Origin of the sequence: Acinetobacter sp. UBA3461 (assembly GCF_002381195.1) — a bacterium.
GTDB classification, from domain to species: domain Bacteria; phylum Pseudomonadota; class Gammaproteobacteria; order Pseudomonadales; family Moraxellaceae; genus Acinetobacter; species Acinetobacter schindleri.
In genome coordinates, this window is sequence record NZ_DFRO01000042.1 from 92,279 (window position 1) to 113,066 (window position 20,788).

A 20,788-nucleotide genomic window follows, 5' to 3' on the forward strand; every position below is an offset into this window, starting at 1 on the left:
GTGATGATATTTATAAAGATATCAGTTTAAACAACACCCTTCTGAGTATATAGAGATGTGCTAGGATAAAGCCTATCTACTACTCCTCACTTTATATTCTTTATGGCACTGCTCCTACCACTTATCTCATTTTTGATTGGATTCTGGGGCATCCATTATTTAAAGCCGGTTCGTCCATTTATGGCCGCTTTACTGGCTCGTCTGCTGATCCCGTTGATTGTGATTTACAACATGGTGTTCTATAAGCAGGGTAGCTTGTGGCTGATTGGCTTTAGTATCTTTAGCTCGCTGTTTCTGTTCGGCCTGTTCTACTTTTTCTCCAAAGATAAATTACGTGCATTATGTTTTAGTTATTTGAATGGTGTCTGGCTGGGATTTCCTTTTACCTTGGCGTTATTTGGTCCTGAAGCTTTAAATACTATTGTAGCTCTATATATCGGCGGTTCTTTATTTGGTAATGTCAGTGCAGTTGTAGCAGTGAGTGCTGAAAAGCAGACACCACAATTCATTATTAAAAATATGCTGAAGTCTCCACCGGTGATTGCACTAACGGTTGCAGCAGTTTTATCGTTTTGGGATTTTAGTGCTTATGAATCGCATCCAGTGATTCAGTGGGGCTATGCCGTGAACAAGTTTCTGGTGACCTTTGCTGGCATGTGTATTCTAGGCATGTGGCTCCGTCATGTCCGGATTCAGCTGAGTGATTTGACCCGTAGTTTAATATTGATTAGTGGTCGCTTTATTCTGTCTTTAGGACTGGCAGCAGGTGCTTATTTCTTATTGCCAATTCCGCATCAAATACTAACTTATGCTGTTTTAATGATGTATTTCCTGCTTCCACCAGCAGCCAATATTGTGGCACTGGAAACCCATTATCAAGGTACGGGTTATTCAGCGAAATATATTGCTTCAGGAACGATTGCCAGTGCGATCTTGATCGGCGTATATGGAGTGATGGTGCATGCGTTGGTGCCGGGTTTATAAAAATATCAGAAAAGTCCTTTTCCTCGAGAGAGAATAAGATGCATTTTAAATCCCTCACCCCAGCCCTCTCCCAACGGGAGAGGGAGCCATGAGAGATGAAACTTACTTTTCCAGACTCGCTTTAAATAGCTGCATTGCCTGACCACGGTGACTAATTTTATTTTTCTCTTCCTTGCTCATTTCCGCACTCGCAATACCCAGTTCAGGTAACCAGAACAGCGGATCATAGCCAAAGCCATTTTCACCACGGGCTGCTTCCAAGATCTCACCTTTCCAGATGCCCTGGAAGATTTGTGGTAGAGGGTCTTCGGCATGTTGAACTAAGGCTAGTACACACACAAACATGCCTTCAATCGGTTCACCGTCGTTACGCAGTGGTTTCAGGTCAGCCAGTAATTTTTCATTATTCGCAGCATCATCACCATGTTCACCCGCATAACGTGCAGAGTAAATCCCAGGTGCACCGCCCAGAACTGGTACACAAATCCCTGAATCATCAGCAATCGCAGGTTTGCCAGAAATACGTGAGGCATGACGTGCCTTGATAATGGCATTTTCAACAAAGCTCAAACCATCTTCAATTGCGTCTTCAATATGCAGCTTACCTTGAGGAATAACTTCAACTGGAAGTTTGAGTTCTGCAAACATCTTTTCAAATTCTGCAATCTTGCCCTTGTTATTACTTGCCAGTACCAGTGTGCCTTGGGATAACCAGTCAGTTGAAGCCATATCAATTACTCATCTTTCAAATTACATATATGTAGTGTAGCAACTTGCTACAGTTTTCAGGCCATAAAAAAGCACCCGAAGGTGCTCTTTTGCAGATCCAGCTTATTGTGCCTGAATCCAACGGTCTGCACGATCACGTGCCTGACGGATCTGTTCCTGGGTCAAGTTGGCTGCCAATGCAGTTTTTTTGCCTTCAGATAAAGTAATCACTTTATTGTCCAGCATGCCGTCACGGGTAGAGAGTTCATACCACTGATAAGCACCCATATAGTTTTTCTTTTTCTCTTCCATCATCGCCAGGTTAAAGCTGGCACGATTATCACCACGGCTGGCTGCTTTTTCAAAGTACTGGCGAGCCAGTGTTTCATCTTTCTTGGTGCCAATACCATCTGCCAGCATACGGCCTACATTCAATTGAGCAACTGCCAGACCTTGATCGGCTGCTGCTTTATACCAGGCAAAAGCCTGACGTTCATCTTTCTGAATGTCTTTACCATACTGGTATTTGGTTGCTAAATAGAATTGTGCACCTGGCTGTCCTGCCTTCGCTGCCTTAATTAAGCTATTGATATCCATGATGGAATATTGTGCGGCCTGACTTGCGACAGAAGGTGTTGGAGCAACATAGTCTGCATGGGCCTGAAAGCTAAAAAGTCCAGCCAGTAGCGTCGTACTTAGTAATAATTTTTTCATAGAGCGCTCACTCGATAAATTGCGACTTCACCAAACAGATTAGGGAGGTGCTTGCTGAGCATGCTGCCTTGTTGATTCCCATTCACAGCGAGTCGGTTAATAATTTTGATATTATTTTCCGCGCAAAGTGCTTCAAAGTCACGGAAAGTACATAAGTGGATGTTCGGTGTGTTATACCACATATAGGGTAAAGCTTCCGAAACAGGCATTTTCCCTTTTAGTGCCAGGAAAGAACGAGTCTTCCAGTGCGCAAAGTTCGGGAAAGTAATAATCGCCTGTTTACCCACTCGCACCATATCACGCAATAAAACGTCCGGTGCATCTACAGCTTGCAAAGCCTGTGCCATGACAACATAGTCAAAAGACTGGTCTGCAAAACGACTTAATCCCAGATTTAAGTCTTGCTGGATGATATTTAACCCACGACTGACTGCAATTGCAATCTTTTCTTGATCAATTTCTAATCCGTATGCACGAATATTGTGCTTTTTGCTCATATGAGCCAGTAATTCACCGTCACCACAGCCCAGGTCAAGGACGCGTGAACCCGGTTTAATCCAACGTTCTGCCAGTTGTTGATCAATACGCATTACACCGTCTCCTTCGGGGTTGATTTTAACAGTTCTTCACCACCCAGGAAGGCACGCAATGACTTCACATACAGTGGAATTGGGAACAGGAAGGAGTCATGGCCTTGCTCAGCATCAATATCCAGATAGCTGACAGGCTTATTATTGGTAATTAAGGCGTCTACGATTTCAACAGAACGTGAAGGTGAGAACCGCCAGTCAGTTGTAAAAGAGACCACGAGGAATTTACATTTGGTTTGGGCCATTGCCTTTACCAATGATTGTTGGTATTCACGTGAAGGATCAAAGTAATCCAGCGCCTTGGTCATAATCAGGTAAGTATTGGCATCAAAGTTCCGGCTAAATTGTTCACCTTGATAGCGCAAATAGCTTTCGACCTGGAACTCCACATCGAAACCATACATAAATTTACCGGATTTTAAATCACGACCAAATTTCTGCTTCATGGCCTCTTCAGACAGGTAGGTGATATGACCGACCATACGTGCCAGAATCAGACCACGTTTTGGATAGCTGTCATGTTCCAGATAACGGCCATTATGGAAATCCGGATCTGACAGAATTGACTGACGTGCGACTTCATTAAAGGCAATGTTCTGTGCAGATAATTTAGGTGCGCTGGCAATAATCACACATTTTTGCAGACGATCTGGATAATCTACTGACCATTGTAATGCCTGCATACCACCTAATGAACCACCGATGACGGAATACCACACATCAACACCGAGATGGTCAGACAGCATGGCTTGGGTTTTCACCCAGTCACGTACAGTCACTAGAGGAAAATCAGGACCATAAGGAAGGTTGTCATTTTCAGGGTTCGGAGAAGTTGGACCTGTTGAACCACTACAGCCACCAATATTATTCAGGGCAACCACAAAAAATTTATTGGTATCAATTGCCTTGTTTGGACCAATACAGGCATCCCACCAGCCTGGTTTTTTATCATCTTCATGATGATAACCAGCAGCATGATGATGACCGGAAAGGGCATGACAAATCAGAATGGCATTGGACTTATCGGCATTGAGTTCGCCATAAGTTTCAACCATCAGTTCAAAACGGGGGAGGATGCGACCGCATTCAAGCTCTAACGGCTGTTCGAATTGGAACTTTTGTGGGACAACAAGGCCCACTGAGTCAGCTGGAAAAGACACGGGAATGATTCGCCTTAAATCTTTAGTATGAATAAATAAAAGGATACCATTTGCAGGTATCCTTCTAAAGTCTTTTTAGTGCTATGAATTATCGCTAATTCTAATACCGTGTCTAGACGGCAGCAGCAATCACCTGTTCAGTGCTTAACACACCCTGGTCAATCAGGCGGTTGGTACATGCGATAATCGCTTCAATTGAAGAGGTCACAATGTTGTCGTGGACACCAGCACCAAAGGCGGATTTACCGGTACCTTTCACTTGAAGTTCAACCAATGCCAAGGCTTTGGCATGTGCACCAGAACTGATGCTACGTTCTTCATAGTTCAACACATCAATTGGCAATTGTAATGCATCCAAAATCGCAGAGATTGGACCGTTACCTTCACCACGTAAGCGCTGAGTTTCACCATTGACTTCAACATCTAGCTCAATCACCTGGTTGCCATTTTCATCTGACAATTTATAGTTCTTGGCAGCGTAATGTGCATCTTTGGCATCAACATAGGTGTCTTTAAACAATGTCCAGATCGCTTGTGCTGAAATCTCAGTACCGTCTTCATCGGTTTTTTGCTGCACGATTTGCGAGAATTCGATCTGTAAACGACGTGGCAAGGTCACGTTATAGTTCGATTCTAACAAGTAAGCGATACCACCCTTACCTGACTGTGAATTCACGCGAATCACGGCGTCATAGTCACGGCCCAGGTCTTTCGGATCGATTGGCAAGTACGGCATATCCCAGATTTCTTGGTTTTTCTGGAATTCGAAGCCTTTTTTGATCGCATCCTGATGTGAACCAGAGAATGCTGTGAACACCAAGTCACCCGCATATGGATGACGTGGGTGGACTGGCAAGCCAGTACATTCTTCAACAGTTGCAATGATTTCGTTGATATTCGAGAAATCCAAGTTTGGTGCAACACCCTGGGTATACATGTTCAAGGCAATTGCCGCTACGTCCACGTTACCGGTACGCTCACCATTACCGAATACACAACCTTCAACACGGTCAGCACCGGCCATAATTGCTAATTCAGACGCTGCGATGCCACAGCCACGGTCATTATGACAGTGAACTGAAATGATCACGCCGTCACGACGCTCGATGTTACGGTGCATCCATTCCACTTGGTCGGCATACACATTTGGTGTAGAGACTTCGACAGTGGCTGGCAAGTTCAAGATCACTTTGTTTTCTGGAGATGCTTCCCAGATTTCAGTCACAGCGTCGCAGACATCTTTGGCAACTTCTAATTCAGTTGCAGAGAAACATTCAGGACTGTACTGGAAGACAAATTCAGTTTCAGGCTGTTTTGCTGCGTATTCTTTCACTTTTTGCGCTGCATTTATCGCTAACTGTTTTGCACCTTCAACGTCTACGTTCAACACTTTTTGACGGAAGGTTGGAGAGTTAGAGTTGTAGATATGCACGATTGCGCGTTTCGCACCTTGTAAAGATTCAAAAGTACGTGCAATTAAATGGTCACGTGCCTGAACCAATACTTCGATGTAGACGTCATCCGGAATATGACCTTCTTCAATCAATTTACGAGTGAAGTCGAAATCAATTTGAGAGGCAGACGGGAAGCCGATTTCAATATGTTTGAAACCGATTTTTACCAACATCTGGAACATTTTGAACTTCTGCTCAATGTTCATTGGCTCGAAGATCGCCTGGTTACCATCACGCAGGTCAGTACTCATCCAGATTGGCGCTTTAGTAATTTCATTATTCGGCCATTGACGGTCTGGTAAGTCCACACGTTGATACATGCGACGGTATTTTTTACTTGGATCAGCCAACATCATGAGAGAGCTCCTTAGGTAGCCTGGCATACTTGCTTGGTGTAGCAGTTGCTCGGTCTACAGCATAGATTTTGTCTATATATTCGTTTACAGGCAGGTGAGGGTAAATTAGATCAATCCTGTCTTTTTTAAGTTTTGATCATCAGGATCAACCAGACACCTGCATGGTGAACCTATAATTAAATTTTAGTCCAGAAAACGTGAAAAGTTTTTGCTTTTTCTATGGATTTTAGTCGTATCTTAAAAAAGATTTTCTTATAAAGTTATTAATTGGAAAAATATTTCTATAATCTATTTTAATTTTGTTGGATTTTCCTGTAATTAAGCGATAAGGCTAAAATATTTCTTTATATAATAGCTTTGTTGGAAGTTTTTAAGCAATGCATACATGAAATCTTTCATATCAAAAAATAAAGGCTAGTTTGATGAATCCAGACTAGCCCTTAATATCATGAAGATTGCTCAGATCAGTATTTAAAATGCATGCCTAAAACACCACTGATGCCTTCTGCTTCAGTGGCATAGTGGGAAGAATAGGCTTTGCTAAAATAACGTGTATCGGACAGGTTATTGATATTCAACTGTAGATCTACATTTGGGTTCACCTGATAACGTGCCATGGCATCGTAACGCACATAACCGGGAACAAATTTGGTATTGGCGGCATTGCCATAAATTTTATCCATTGCCACAGCACCGGCACCCAATGTCAGTTGAGGCATGACCTGATAGGTCGTCCATAAGGTTGCACTGTTTTCTGCTACGTTCTGAACCCGATTGCCATTGTTCGAGCTTGGTACATAGATGGGATCTGCTGTAGTTCCAATATTTTCAAAGCCACCATCAATCAGTTCACTATCCAAATAGGTATAGCCTGCGGAAATTGCCCATTTCTCGGTGACATTTCCATTGATACCCAGCTCAATCCCATCGACACGGGTCTCACCAATATTACGGGTGGTGCCATCAGCATCGGTGGCGCGGGTATTGGTCTTTTCAGTACGGAAAATGGCAGCCGTCAGATTCAGTTCATCTTCCAGAAGATCCCATTTAGTTCCCAGTTCCATGGTGCGAACTTTTTCAGCTTTTAAATTTTCAATAGCTGCGCTAATACTTTCAGAGCCATCACCGCCATCGATACCGACCGGATTTGAGGAAGTGGCATAGCTGACATAAATACTGCCATTTTCTCTTGGCTTAAAGACTAGACCTGCCTGATAATTAAAAAAGTCTTCTTCATTTTCGAGGGTAAGCTGATCACCTGGAACGGCGGTAATCGGCGTATTGTTGGCACCTGTCACCGCATTATTGAATCGTCCATAGGTTAATGTTTGCTGGGTCTTATAGTCATCCCAGCGCACTCCCAGATCCACAATCCATTGCGGATGCAATTCGATACTGTCCAGTAAGTAGATCGACTTTGATTTGGTCTCGATATCATAACGGTCCGCACCGTCCGTACTAATAGTCCCTGTCCACGCACCCCGGTCTGGATTGTCTACAGAAGTACACCAGCCTAAGGCCACATTGGCAGGGGTACCACACGCCGCAAAAGAACTTCCCGTGGCATTCAGACCATTAATAATATATTGGGTACGTTCAGTATCCTGATCTGAATATTCTGCACCCAGGTTAAAGCTGTGTTGAATAGCACCAGTATCAAATTTGCCTGTTAAAGCCAGTAGGTCAGTAAAGGTATCGGTATTTGCGATACGTGAATTGGCCCGTGCCCAGACACTGCCATTCAAAATGAAGTTCCCGCGTGAATCATCGGGGTTGGTCCAGAGGTAGTCATTTTTAGAGCGGTTAAAGACCGCCGTATTACTCAGGGTTAGATTGTCATTCAAATCATGTTCTAATTTTAAAGTACCAATCTGGTTTTCCTGTTTCTGGAAATCACGATCTTTCCAGCCATAGTATTGACCTGCTTTCACATCAATTGGTTTCCCATTGCCATTTAAAGCGACATTGGCATTGGTGGCTGCAAATGGATTGTTATAGGGAATGCCAGAGTCTGGAATATCATCAGTTCTTAGATAGTAATAACTGAAAGTACTACGCGTTGCGCTGTCCAGGCCGAAACTGAAGCTGGGTGCAATACCAGCACGTTTATATTCAGCACCGTCATGTTGACCGGCCTTTTCATTTTGATGGCCCATGACTGCGACACGAGCCGCCATACCATTGCCGAAGTCCTTGTTAGCATCCAAAGTGATACGTGCATACATATCTGTACCACCCGCAACAGAGCCTTCCAGCGCATCTCCCTTTTTCGCTACTTTGGAGATCATATTAATACTGCCACCCGTAGTGCCCGCACCGCCCATGGCAGAAGCAGAACCTTTGGTAACTTCGACCTGCTCAATGGCAAACATTTCCCGGTTTTGTGAAGTCGAATTTCGCACGCCATCGACATACATTGAACTTTCCGAGTTATACCCCCGGATAAAAGGCCGGTCCCCATTCGGATTGCCGCCTTCACCTGCGCCTAAAGTAATCCCCGGAACAGTACGCAAAGCATCAGCTAAGGTAGTGACCTGCGTATCTTCAATCAGTTGTTGGGGAATCACGACCACAGATTTTGGCGTGTCCAGGAGTGGCGCAACAAACTTGCTATTGGCTGACTGATCGACTTTTAGACCCGGCACGGGTTCAGCTTGTACTTCCTGATGAATGGTCTCAAGCTGCACCACATTTTCCTGTGCAATCGTGTGTGCAGATGCAAAAGAAAGGGAAGAAACGATTGCTGAAGAAACGATTTTTTTACGAGATTTTATCTGGCTCATCATAGTTCTTTTTTATTTTTAAGTTTGGATTCGCAAATAATAATTATTATTGTTATCGTTGCTATCCTTTCTAAATTGATATTGGCGATGAGTAAAATTTAATCAATTTTAAAAATAGATGAAAGGATCAGAGGGTAGAGGATTAACTCTATGTTTTTGCTATAAATTGATAAAATATAGGTCTAGGTTAGTTTTAATTGATAATAATTATTGAGATATAAAATATTTAGGATTGTCTTAAATAATAGTTCAAGAAGTAGAATATGGCACTTCCGACTTCTTGAAACTTCATTTTTATTTTCAAATAAATATCATCATTCAATTCTATTCAACACACAGCCCGGCTGAATTTCAGCTACTGTGGCTGTCCCCATTAGCGCCATGGTGATTTCAAATTCTTCTTTAAGGATTTTAATCACATGTGCTACGCCTAAAGCTCCGGCAGTCGCCAGTCCATAAATATAAGGACGGCCAACCAGCACCGCAGAAGCACCTAAGGCAATTGCCTTGAAGATATCAGAACCGCGGCGAATACCGCCATCATAAAGCAGAGGAAAATCTGCTGGCACTACCTTCTTAATTAGTTGTAGGGCAATCAGTGGAGAAATGCAGGTATCCAGTACTCGGCCGCCATGATTGGAAATGATCAGACCTTTCACACCATACTGAATAGCGAGCTGGGCATCCTGCGGATGTACGATACCTTTTAGAATGACCGGTAAATGAGTCTGCTTTACCATCCAGGCAATATCTTCCCAGGTCGGGGCAATTTTCATCAGCCCATGAAAGACCGGATGATCACCTTCTTTTAATTCTGGCAGGGGAATATGTACTGGTGTATGCGGGTGCTGCATGTCTTCCGGTAAATGGAAAAAAGCGCGACGTTCACGATCACGGATGCCGGTATGTGGTGAATCCACGGTAATTACCAGCGCCGTATAATGGTGTGCTTCAGCTATTTTCACCAAAGCCAAAGATTTTTCTCGATCACCTTGCCAGTAAAGCTGGAACCATTTGCGAGGATTATCCTGCTTGAGTGCCCGCATATCGGTATTAGTAAAAGTGCTGAGAATGATATTGCTGCCCATGACTTCTGCAGCAAGCGCTGAAGCTGTTTCAGCCTCAGGATGAAATTGCTGCTGGTGTCCAATCGGTGCCAGGAAAATCGGATGCGGAAATTTCTGTCCAAAAATTTCAATTTCAGTACTGCCTTGGCTCAGGTCCTTCAGCATTCGAGGTAATAACTGAATATCCTGAAACTGCTGTAAATTATCCCGGACACTGACTTCATCCATAGAACCACCTTGCAGATAATCCCAGACCATACTGGACAGATGTTTTTTTGCCTCCATTTCATAGTCGGCAATGGTTTGTAAGTAGGCGGGAATCTGGGTCAGTGGTGCGATTGGGTCCTGCGACATTATAAGTCACCCCATTGACGAATCAGGTTGTGATAATGATGGGTCAGCTGCAAGACTTCTTGCGTATCGCCAATTTGCTGACGCAGTTTGATAATGGTCATATCCAGATCAAATAGCATGCTACGTTTGGCATCTTCCCGAACCATACTTTGAATCCAGGTGACAGCTGCTATACGTTTGCCTTGAGTCACCGGTTCAACCCGATGCAGACTGGTCGATGGATAGACAATGACATCTCCAGCATCCAGCTTGACTTCATGGCAGCCATATTGGTCTTCGACCACCAGCTCACCGCCTTCATATTCATCGATTTCAGATAAAAACAAAGTCAGTGAGACATCAGTGCGAATAGCCTGTCCAAGCAGGGGAGAGTAATGAATGGCATTATCGACATGATTGCCATAGTTACCAGAATCCTGATAGCAGTTAAACAGGGGCGGCAAGATATGTTTCGGCAGTGCAGCAGAAGTAATTAAATGATGGTTTTTAAGTGCCTGTAAAATAATCGGGCTAATCTGCCCATACAGGGCAGACGAAGAATCCAGTTGCAGGTTCTTTTTGATTTTCTGTGCCTGACTCCCGGCACTGAGTTGTCCATTGATCCAATGTTCTGAGGTATCAAGTTGTTGTCTCAGTTCGGCAACTTGTACTTTGTTTAATACTGCCGGGATATGTAACATCATTTTAAAAGCATTCCTGCAATTGAAAATATCGTGCATTCAAGAGAATACACGATATTGGTAAGTAGAGATAAAGGCTGAATTAAAATTTATAATTTAAGGTTAAAGCTGCTGAACGTGGTTGACCCAGGATCATACGGCCACCGCCATTATTCAGTGTGCTGATGTACTCTTTATCTGTCAGGTTATAGACATTCAGGTTTAAAGAAGCACGATCATTAAAGATATATCCGGCCATAGCATCAAATACCACATAGCTTGGAATACTTGGCATATTGGCTGTTGCAGTGCTGTTGGTAATCACACGTTTTTGCTCATCCACATAACGCGCGCCCAGACCCAGTTTTAAACCAGAAATGTTATAAGTGGTCCATAGGGAAGCCGTCCATTCAGGTGACCAGCGCACGCTATTGGTCTGGGTTATTGCCCCCGTGTTGGCATTGACACTGAGCTGGTCTTTTTGCTCGGTTTTCATATGGGCTACGCCAGCTGAAATATTCCAGGCATCGGTAATTTTACCGACAGCACCCAGCTCGACTCCCTTAACAACAGTTTTACCTTCCTGAATAGACTCGCGGGTAATGGGGTCTTGAGTGAACTGGTTTTCATTTTCGGTATGGTATACCGCAGCATTTAAAGCCAGGTTACCCTCCAGTAAATCCCATTTGGTCCCGATTTCATAATGATGGGTTTCTTGAGGATCAGCAGCCGAGCTGTTTGCTCCTGTAGTTGAAAGGCTAAAATTGTTGCTACCTGGAGGTGTCAGGGACTTGGCATAAGAGGCATAGACACTGCTATAGGCTGTGGGCTTATATAAACCACCAAGCTTCCAGCTGAATAAAGTATCATGTGCTTTTAAATCTGTTCTAGTTTCAGTCACTGCCAAGGTATTGCTGTCGGTTGAGTAACCCAATGCATCGTAATTGGTATCATAATAGTCGATACGGACTCCACCGTTTAACTGGAAGCGTTCACCAAACTTGAGCGTATCAAAAAGATAAGCTGCCGCCGTCTGGGTTTCGCCATCAGAATATGCACCCGTATAAACAGGGTCCGGTAGATTCTGGTAACGATCAGGATGATATAGATTCGCGGGTGGTGTACTGTTGGTTGGTTGTCCCGGCATTTGTGTGGCCAGTGTTCTAGAATATTGCCGCTCTTTTAATAGCTCTACGCCAGCGACCATATCATGTTCTACTGAACCAGTTTTGACATTCCAGTTGATCGTACTCTGATTAGCTAGAATTTTATTTTCCTGATCTACCCCTTGTCGCGAACGGCTGACTGTCCAGTCTTGAGGATTAGTAGAGTCGTTTCTTGAAATCGTATTAATCCCTGTCAATGTGCGCTGCATCTGGGTATTTCCCAGGCGGGTAATATTGGTGAATTTCAGATTTTCAGCCCAGTCACTTTCGATTTTGGCTGTAAACATATCAGCATTAATATCTTCATGGTCATCTGCGTGACCATAATAATTTTCACGGTCTACTTTAGCTGCATTGGCAATCAGCGGGTCTGCATTCCAGAAACCTTGCATGCCAATAGTCGGAATACCGCCATCCGGGATATTACGCTGACGAATGTGTTGTGAGTAAAGATATAAACGAGTATCGCTATCCAGACCAAAGGCGATGGAAGGAGCAATAGCCCGGCCTTTATTTTCGATATAATCGCGTCCTTCCACACCGCCATCTTGTCCCATTGCATTCAGGCGAATGGCGATGCTGTCACTAATGGCCTGATTAATATCGGTAGCAAGGCGTGTATGTTCTGCCGTGTTATAGGTTGCAGACACTTCACGGCTGTTTTCCAGATGAGGCAGTTTGCTGACCAGATTTACATAACCGGATGCTGTACCACGTCCACCCTCTGCACCTGCCGGGCCTTTTACAACCTCCACCTGCTCCAGATTAAATACATCACGACTCACAGCACCCAGATCACGAATACCATCCAGATAGGTCGAGCTTTGAGTTGAAAAGCCGCGCATCTGGAAAGCATCGCCAGCACTGGTATTGCCATTTTCACCCAGTTGTAAGGTAATTCCTGGTGTATTACGCAGAGCTTCAACCAAGGTAGTCGCACCTTGTTCTTTTAATAAATTTTTGTTGATAATCGAAACAGTTTGCGGCGTATCTACCAAAGCTTGGCTAGATTTAACAGAGCTTAATTGATCTACTTTATATTCACTTACAGTTTTGTTTTTAACCGTAATTTCTGGAAGCTGAATAACTCCTTCATTGGTGGTGTTATCCGCATGAGCGATGAGAGGCAGAGTTGCAGCAAGTGCGACCAATGAAGTCTTATAATGATTTTTCCGGCTTTTGATATGCGCCATATTGCGGAATTCCTGAATTAAATAATATTTCCCTTACCACCTTGATATGCTCGAGTTCATCAAATAGCAGCAATTATGGAGTTATTGTTATGGCCTTTAATAATTTTGCGAATTGTAGTGATAATAATTATCATTAACAATATTGAATTTAGTCATTGTTATAACTTTGTGCATGGAATTACTGTTTAAATTTTAGAATTTGATTCAGGATTTCTATAGAAAAAAGGTAAGGTCTATATTTTCTTGAGGTTTTAAGCCATGACTTAAATAAGATAACTAACAGGTGTTAAAAACAGTATGTTCAAGTAGTCCTTGATATATAGGACAGAAATAAAGATAGCCTCATGAATGAGGCTATCTTTAAATAGGGAAGAAGCGAAAATTTAGTATTTAAAGTTTAGAGAAAGGACTGCATTGCGACCTTCTGCTTCAGTTGCATAGTGAGATGCATAAGCTTTAGTGAAATAACGTTGATCAGTCAGATTGTTTACATTCAACTGCAGGTCAACATTTTGATTCACGTTATAACGCGCCATTGCATCGTAGCGAACATAACCTGGAACGTATCTAGTGTTGTCAGCATTACCGTAAACTTTATCTATGGCAACTGCACCCGCACCAACTGTGAAAGCAGGGGTTAGGTCATAAGTCGTCCAAAGAGTTGCACTGTTTTCAGGAACATTTGGTAAGCGTTTGCCTTTTGCAGCATTCGGGTAGGTGCACACACCAGCACGTGTACAAGATGGACCTGGATCTGTTTGTTCACTATCTAAGTAGGTGTAACCTAGAGAAGCTGCCCATTTATCCGTGATGTTACCGTTCAAACCAAGTTCAAAACCGTCTACTTTACTTTCGCCGATATTTGCATAGGTGGTTGAATCAAGCTGGATACGGGCATTCTGTTTTTCAGTACGGAAAATCGCAGCGGTTAAATTCAAGCGATCATCGAATAAATCCCATTTTGTACCCACTTCAAAAGTACGGCTTTCTTCTGGGTCAAGGTTACTGTAAGCCTCTCCGATACCTTCAGAGCCATCACCTGCATCAACACCAACTGGGTTAGCTGAAGTTGCATAGCTTGCATAGATTGAACCATTTTCAACAGGTTTGAAAGTTACCCCTGCTTGGTAGGTGAAAAAGTCGGTATCGCTTGTTACCGTGTCTTGGTCACCAACATTCTTCTTAGGAGGAATGACAACACCATCTACGGTTGTTGGCTTTGTTGCAGCGTTATTCGCGCCATAAGTCATGGTTTGCTCTGTATCAAATTTATCCCAACGAAGACCTAGATCCAAAATCCATTGAGGATTAAATTCAATACTGTCTAAGAAATAGATCGAGGTAGATTTGGTTCTTGTGTTGTATTGATCAGCGCCCTCTGTACTAATTGTGCCAGTCCATGGGCCTCGGTTGGGATTTTGAACTGGAGTACACCAACCAGCTGGTGCACTATCAGGACATGTTTGATAGGCACTACCAGTAGCATTTAAGCCATTGATAATGTACTGAGTACGGTCATTTTCTTGGTCAGAATATTCGGCACCCAAGTTAAAGCTATGTTGTAGTGAGCCAGTATTGAATTTACCTGTAAGTGCTAATTGATCCGTAAAAGTATCTGTATCAGCTACACGTGAATTTGCACGTGCAAAAACACTATTATTTAGATAAATGTTACCTTTTGAGTCATCAGGATTGGTCCACAGGTAATCATTTTTAGATTTACTGTAGCTAGCAGTATTGGAAATTGTCAGATTGTCGGTTAAATCATGTTCAAGTTTGATCGTACCGATTTGATTTTCCTGTTTTTGGAAGTCGCGATCTTCCCAACCATAGTAAACGCCTTGTTTAACATTAATTGGTTTACCATTGCCATTTAAAGGTCTATTGTCTGTCGCACCAGCAGCTGGGGCACCAAATGGATTGTTATAAGGTACACCTGAATCTGGCGTGTCATCAGTTTTTAAGTAGTAATAACTTAAGGTTGCACGGGTAGGGGTATCCAGGCCAAAAGTAATACTTGGCGCAATACCTGCACGTTTATATTCAGTACCGTCTTTTTGACCGGCTTTTTCATTATGATGACCCATCACCGCCACACGTGCTGCAACACCATTACCAAAATCTTTATTACCATCTAAGGTAATACGTGCGTAGCTGTCAGTGCCTCCAGCAACAGAACCTTCTAAAGAATCCCCTGCTTTGGCAACTTTAGAAATCATGTTAATGCTACCACCAGTGGTCCCTGCACCGCCCATAGCAGAAGCCGAACCTTTGGTGACTTCAACCTGTTCTACAGCAAACATTTCACGATTTTGCGAAGTTGCACTACGAATTCCATCTACATACATTGAGCTTTCAGAGTTATAACCACGGATAAATGGACGATCACCATTCGGGTTGCCACCTTCACCGGCACCAAGGGTAATACCTGGTACAGTACGTAAAGCGTCAGCAAGAGTAGTAACTTGAGTATCCTCAATCATTTGTTTAGAAATGACAGATACTGATTTCGGGGTATCTAATAAAGGTGCAACAAATTTTTTATTGGCAGAATTATCTACTTTTAAGCTTTGTTGTTTTTCAGCAGTAATTTCTTGATGAATAGTTTCAAGTTGAACAACTTTTTCTTCAGCCACAGCGTTCACTGCGATCATGGAGAGGGAAGAAGCGATCGCAGAAGAAACGATTTTTTTACGTGACTTGATGAATGACATGGAATACTTGAATCGTGTAATTTGTGATGTGCGAATAATAATTATTCTTATTTGTTTAATGTTTGTTTTTGTTATTGGTTTTGGCAATGTTTAGCTAGGCTAAACTTGGAAATGTAAATGTAATAGTGTAACAAAATATATCTAAGCTAATGAATTTAATAAATATCGGAGAAATAAGTGTTTCAAGTCTCTTTGATGGGGATTTTTTATGTAGATGAAGTAGGGATTTCATAAGAATTTTCAAAATATAAAAAACCTGCCGTAGCAGGTTTTTTATTGACTAGATATGATTAGAAATCATATGAAACAGATAACCAGTAGTTACGGCCTGGAATATAAGTACCTGTTGTACTAGAACCGATATCTAAATATTTATAACCGGTAGCAGTTTGTAGACGACCACGGTTGTCTAAATATTCATATGATTTTGCACCTTCGGTAAAATCTTTGTCTAGCAAATTGTTCACGGCCATATTCAGACGTAATTGATCGCTAACGGTATAACTTGCACCGAGGTTGAATATGCTATAGCCCGCTAACTTGTCACCAAATAATTTATATTCTTCATAGTCGCTTGAGCCTAAACCTGAAGCAGGTGCTGTTGGCGTAGTCAGGAAGCGTTGACGATCAGATTTATATTCGTACTGTAACCATAGGTCTACAGCAGGCACCAGATGCCATGTCGAAGTGAGGTTAAAGGCATTACGTGGCTGGTTATTATAATAAGTGCCTTCGTTTTCTCCATCCGTAATTTCACTTCTGGTATAGGTATAGGCAGCTTTCATATCCCATTCAGGCAAAATGCTGTATTGCAAAGTTGCTTCTGCACCATAAACTTTGGCTTTATTCGCATTCACGCTGGTTGAACATGAGCTTGCAGTCAAGCATTCAGCGGATACAGGAAGATTCTCTGAAACAATCGCATCTTTAATCTGGTTGTAAAAACCGGTTGCCGTAAAATTAATATCATCTGTCGGCTGTAAATTAAAACCTAATTCATAGTTGGTTGAAGTTTCAGGCTTTAAGTCAGGATTACCAAATGTCAGGTTTTGTCCCTGTCCACTGAGGCCAACAACGCCATCGTAGAGGGCTTTCGCGGAAGGTGCTTTATAACCTGTACTTACACCACCTTTCACAGTCAGCATGTCGTTGGTATTCCAGACAAGATATGCACGTGGACTAAAATGACCGCCAAAACCGGAGTGATCTTCAAAACGACCGCCATAGGTTAAACTTAAACTATCCAAAAGACGCCATTCATCTTCAGCATAAACTGACCAGGATTTTTTATCGAATTCGTCTACACCAGTCGAATACAGGGCGATATTATCTTTATTGGTTTGCTCTTTGTATTCCGTACCCACGGTGAGCTTATGCGCACCCAAAGTTGAAATAATATGGCTGTCTGCAATTAAATCGGTATTTTTTAACACACGATCTGCACCAATTTGTGCATTTCCGACAGGTAATGCAGCCGAAGGTATCGTACGACCTTTGGTTTCAGTTTCTGAGTGGCTGATATAAGTATTCCACTGACCAAAGCTATAGTCGCCATCATGCCCGATTGCAAACTGGGTACGATCAAAAATTAATTTATCTTTATAACCATTTGCTGTTGTTGCAGTATCTAAAGTCCCTAAACGGCTATCTTCATTCTTATAGTTTTGATGGCTGTAGAATGAGTCAAGCCACAAGGCATTTTGATCATCTACTTTGTATGTAAGTTTACCGCCTACATCATAATTATGTGCGGTGGTCGGGCGTGGATCTCGACCTGTTGAACCTTCGACACGCTCAGACTGACCCCGGTCATAATAACTACCACGAAGTTGCAGACCAAGCACATCATTGACCAATGGACCATTTACCAAGAAACTGGTTTTCCATGAATCTGCTTCAGCGCCATGCTCCATAACGTTACCACTGACAGTAACGTTCCCATTCCATTCGTCTGAAACTTTTTTGGTAATGATGTTAATCACACCACCCATGGCATCTGAACCGTAGAGGGTCGACATAGGCCCACGAATGACTTCAATACGCTCAATGGCTGAAAGGGGTGGCATAAAGCCTGTTGATGCTTCACCAAAACCATTCGGGGTAACATCGGTAGAGGTTGTCTGGCGACGACCGTCAATCAGGATAAGCGTATCATCAGCATTCATACCACGGATGCTCACATTTAACCCCGCAGTTTTGCCTACACCATTGCGCACATCGACACCCGGGACATCCACCAACAGGTCAGCAATATTAGTAGCATTCTTACGTTCAATATCTTCTTTGGTTATCACACTAATTGAAGCAGGCGCATTTTTTAGTTCTTGTTCAAAACCTGCTGCAGAAACGACAATCGTCGACATTTGATGTGTTGTTGTAGGCGTTAATGTTGTTTCAGCAAATACTGAGGATGATGTGACCCCAAGGATAGCCACTGCAAGAGGGCGAAGATTGAAAGTGCGCATAACCAAGATTCCAGAATAATGGAGATAAAATTAGAGTTGTGTATCAAATTTTTGCAATATTAATGATAATATTTATCATTTGCAACAAGGTGTATATAGATATTTTAATCAAATGAATAATTCATCGCATAAATAGGAATAATGTGAAGAAATCGTTTCTAAAAACTGTAACAAGGCTGTATGTTTTGTATATCTTTAAATGATGTCATATAATGTGGCACATTTTTTTATAACCTGTTATTACCAAATATATAGAGGAAGCCATGCAAGTAACTTCTGAAGCGGTTTCGGGCGTTGCCCGTCGTTTAAATGTTTCTGTACCGACGAGCCGAATTAATGAGCAATTTGAAGCTCGTTTAAAACGCACTGCTAAAACTGCGAAGATCAACGGCTTCCGTCCTGGTAAAGTGCCTTTGAACGTTATTCGTCGTGAATACGGCGCTGGTATTTACCAAGAAGTTGTTAACGACATCATTCGTGATACAGTTTTTGAAGCAATCCAACAAGAGAAAATCAACGCTGTTGGTATGCCAAACATCGAAAAAACTGAAATGAAAGATGATGCTTTAGTTTATGAAGCAACTGTTGAAGTTTACCCAGAAGTTGAAGTGAAGTTTGAAGGCCTTGAAGTTGAGCGCAACGAAGCTGAAGTAAACGACAAAGACGTTGAGAAGATGATCGAAAATCTTCAAAAACAACGTGCTGCTTGGGCTGAAACTAAAGGCATGGCGAAAAAAGACATGCAAGTAACTTTCGATTTCGAAGGTTCAGTTGATGGCGAAAAATTTGAAGGCGGTTCTGCAGAAGACTTTAAACTTGTTTTAGGTTCTGGTCGTATGATCCCTGGCTTCGAAGATGGCATCATCGGCATGAAGAAAGGCGAAGAGAAAGTTATCGATGTAACTTTCCCAGAAGACTACCAAGCTGAAAACCTTGCTGGTAAACAAGCTCAATTCAAAATCACTGTGAAACTTGTTGAAAAGCAAAAACTTCCAGAAATTGATGCTGAATTCCTGAAAATTTTCGGTTTAACTGAAGAAGAAGGCGTTGAAAAACTTAAAGCTGACGTTCGTAAAAACATGGAACGTGAAGTGAAAAACGGTCTTCGCAACCAGGTGAAAGGCGCAACTTTTGATGCACTTGTAGCTGCAAACGAAGTTGAAATTCCAGCTGCAATGCTTGCTCAAGAGGTTGACCGTCAACGTCAACAAATGATCCAGCAGTTCACTCAACAGTTTGGTGCTCAAGGCGCGAAAGCATTTGATTCAAGCATGCTTCCAGATGAACTGTTCAAAGAACAAGCTGAAAAATCAGTGAAACTTGGCGTGTTGGTAAGTAAAGTACTTGCTGACGCGAAAATCGAAGTTGATCAAGCACGTGTAGAAGCTTACATCGAAGACATGGCTTCTTCTTATGAAGATCCTGCTGAAGTGATTGAATACTTCAAAAATGACAAGCAACAACGTGCTCAAATCGAAGCAGTTGTTCTTGAAGACCAAGTTGTTGATCACATCCTAGCTGCTGCTAAAGTGACTGACACTAAGGTTAGCTATGAAGACCTATTAAAAGCTCAGCAAGCTCGCCAACAAGGCTAAGTTTAGCTGGTCATAAAAAAGGCGCTTTAAGCGCCTTTTTTTAATACTTTAGCTTTCTATGACCTAATCAGTTTTCACAAAACTAATGCAAAAAATATCATGGAATTCATGGCGAATATTTTGCAATTTAGATCATTATCCCTCATATTGTAATTATGGGTTAAGTCACAAAAAATTTAGGAATAAATAAACGTATGTATGTTCCAGCGATTGAAAACGCTTTAGTTCCAATGGTGGTAGAACAATCATCTCGTGGTGAGCGTTCTTTTGATATTTATTCACGTCTTTTACGTGAGCGGGTAATTTTCTTGACTGGTGAAGTTGAAGACAACATGGCCAACTTGATTGTTGCACAAATGCTGTTTTTAGAAGCTGAAAATCCTGACAAGGATATTCATCTATATATTAACTCGCCAGGTGGTTCGGTGACTGCAGGTATGGCAATTTACGATACCATGCAATTTATTAAGCCGGATGTTGTGACTTATTGTATGGGTCAGGCTGCATCAATGGGGGCATTTCTGCTAAATGCGGGCGCAAAAGGCAAACGTTATTGCCTTGAAAATGCCCGTGTCATGATTCACCAGCCATTGGGTGGTTTTAAGGGTCAGGCATCTGATATTGAAATTCATGCCCGTGAAATCCTGTTTATCAGAGAGCGTTTAAACCGTCTGATGGCAGAACACAGTGGCCAGGACTTTGATAAAGTCGCGCGTGATACTGACCGTGATAACTTCATGACTGCTCAGCAAGCGAAAGAATATGGCCTCGTGGACGAAGTTCTAACGAAACGTCCATAAGTTTGAAAGATTGAGATATTGGAGAG

The 20,788-nt window shown here is 42.4% G+C and carries 14 protein-coding genes; 3 read left to right on the forward strand and 11 right to left on the reverse strand.

From position 1 onward, the window contains the following. Nucleotides 1-102: 102 nt before the first annotated feature. The gene (locus B3D47_RS12015; RefSeq protein ID WP_286862202.1) at nucleotides 103-984 is read left to right on the forward strand and encodes a permease; all 882 of its coding nucleotides are present in this window, start codon (nucleotides 103-105) and stop codon (nucleotides 982-984) included. A 102-nt stretch (nucleotides 985-1,086) separates the two neighbouring features. Here the strand turns inward: B3D47_RS12015 and rdgB are convergent, their stop codons facing one another. From rdgB to B3D47_RS12070, 11 genes are all read right to left on the reverse strand, one after another. Beyond that, nucleotides 1,087-1,713: an RdgB/HAM1 family non-canonical purine NTP pyrophosphatase gene (gene rdgB / locus B3D47_RS12020; RefSeq protein WP_004890188.1), complete on the reverse strand. Its 627-nt coding sequence runs from the start codon at nucleotides 1,711-1,713 to the stop codon at nucleotides 1,087-1,089. Between the two features lie 102 nt (nucleotides 1,714-1,815). Continuing rightward, on the reverse strand, nucleotides 1,816-2,406 hold the full coding sequence (locus B3D47_RS12025; protein ID WP_004813225.1) for a tetratricopeptide repeat protein: 591 nt from the start codon (nucleotides 2,404-2,406) through the stop codon (nucleotides 1,816-1,818). Continuing rightward, complete coding sequence (gene metW, locus B3D47_RS12030; protein ID WP_004890183.1) at nucleotides 2,403-2,996, reverse strand: methionine biosynthesis protein MetW; 594 nt, start codon at nucleotides 2,994-2,996, stop codon at nucleotides 2,403-2,405. Before metW ends, B3D47_RS12025 begins: the two co-directional genes overlap by 4 nt. Beyond that, the gene (metX, locus tag B3D47_RS12035) at nucleotides 2,996-4,156 is read right to left on the reverse strand and encodes a homoserine O-succinyltransferase MetX (RefSeq protein ID WP_286862204.1); all 1,161 of its coding nucleotides are present in this window, start codon (nucleotides 4,154-4,156) and stop codon (nucleotides 2,996-2,998) included. The genes metW and metX overlap by 1 nt, the downstream gene beginning before the upstream one ends. Before the next feature lie 112 nt (nucleotides 4,157-4,268). Continuing rightward, entirely contained in the window at nucleotides 4,269-5,966 is a 1,698-nt protein-coding gene (gene leuA / locus B3D47_RS12040) for a 2-isopropylmalate synthase (RefSeq protein WP_286862206.1), read from the reverse strand. Between the two features lie 464 nt (nucleotides 5,967-6,430). Continuing rightward, nucleotides 6,431-8,749, reverse strand: a complete 2,319-nt coding sequence (locus B3D47_RS12045; RefSeq protein WP_286862207.1) for a TonB-dependent receptor — start codon at nucleotides 8,747-8,749, stop codon at nucleotides 6,431-6,433. 314 nt (nucleotides 8,750-9,063) lie between these two features. Further along, entirely contained in the window at nucleotides 9,064-10,170 is a 1,107-nt protein-coding gene (locus tag B3D47_RS12050) for an alpha-hydroxy acid oxidase (RefSeq protein ID WP_286862209.1), read from the reverse strand. Further along, nucleotides 10,170-10,853, reverse strand: a complete 684-nt coding sequence (locus B3D47_RS12055; RefSeq protein ID WP_048882521.1) for a Fe2+-dependent dioxygenase — start codon at nucleotides 10,851-10,853, stop codon at nucleotides 10,170-10,172. The genes B3D47_RS12050 and B3D47_RS12055 overlap by 1 nt, the downstream gene beginning before the upstream one ends. Before the next feature lie 79 nt (nucleotides 10,854-10,932). Next, a complete protein-coding gene (locus tag B3D47_RS12060) occupies nucleotides 10,933-13,188 on the reverse strand; it encodes a catecholate siderophore receptor Fiu (RefSeq protein ID WP_286862211.1) in 2,256 nt (751 codons plus the stop codon). A gap of 383 nt (nucleotides 13,189-13,571) precedes the next feature. After that, on the reverse strand, nucleotides 13,572-15,902 hold the full coding sequence (locus B3D47_RS12065; protein WP_286862212.1) for a TonB-dependent receptor: 2,331 nt from the start codon (nucleotides 15,900-15,902) through the stop codon (nucleotides 13,572-13,574). Between the two features lie 290 nt (nucleotides 15,903-16,192). Continuing rightward, the gene (locus tag B3D47_RS12070; protein WP_004890160.1) at nucleotides 16,193-18,367 is read right to left on the reverse strand and encodes a TonB-dependent receptor domain-containing protein; all 2,175 of its coding nucleotides are present in this window, start codon (nucleotides 18,365-18,367) and stop codon (nucleotides 16,193-16,195) included. A 263-nt stretch (nucleotides 18,368-18,630) separates the two neighbouring features. On the opposite strand from B3D47_RS12070, the gene tig reads away from it, so the two are divergent. Beyond that, nucleotides 18,631-19,962 (forward strand): trigger factor, encoded by a 1,332-nt coding sequence (gene tig, locus B3D47_RS12075; protein WP_004890158.1) that lies wholly within the window; start codon nucleotides 18,631-18,633, stop codon nucleotides 19,960-19,962. 194 nt (nucleotides 19,963-20,156) lie between these two features. Next, a complete protein-coding gene (clpP, locus tag B3D47_RS12080) occupies nucleotides 20,157-20,762 on the forward strand; it encodes an ATP-dependent Clp endopeptidase proteolytic subunit ClpP (protein WP_004813202.1) in 606 nt (201 codons plus the stop codon). Nucleotides 20,763-20,788 lie beyond the last annotated feature (26 nt).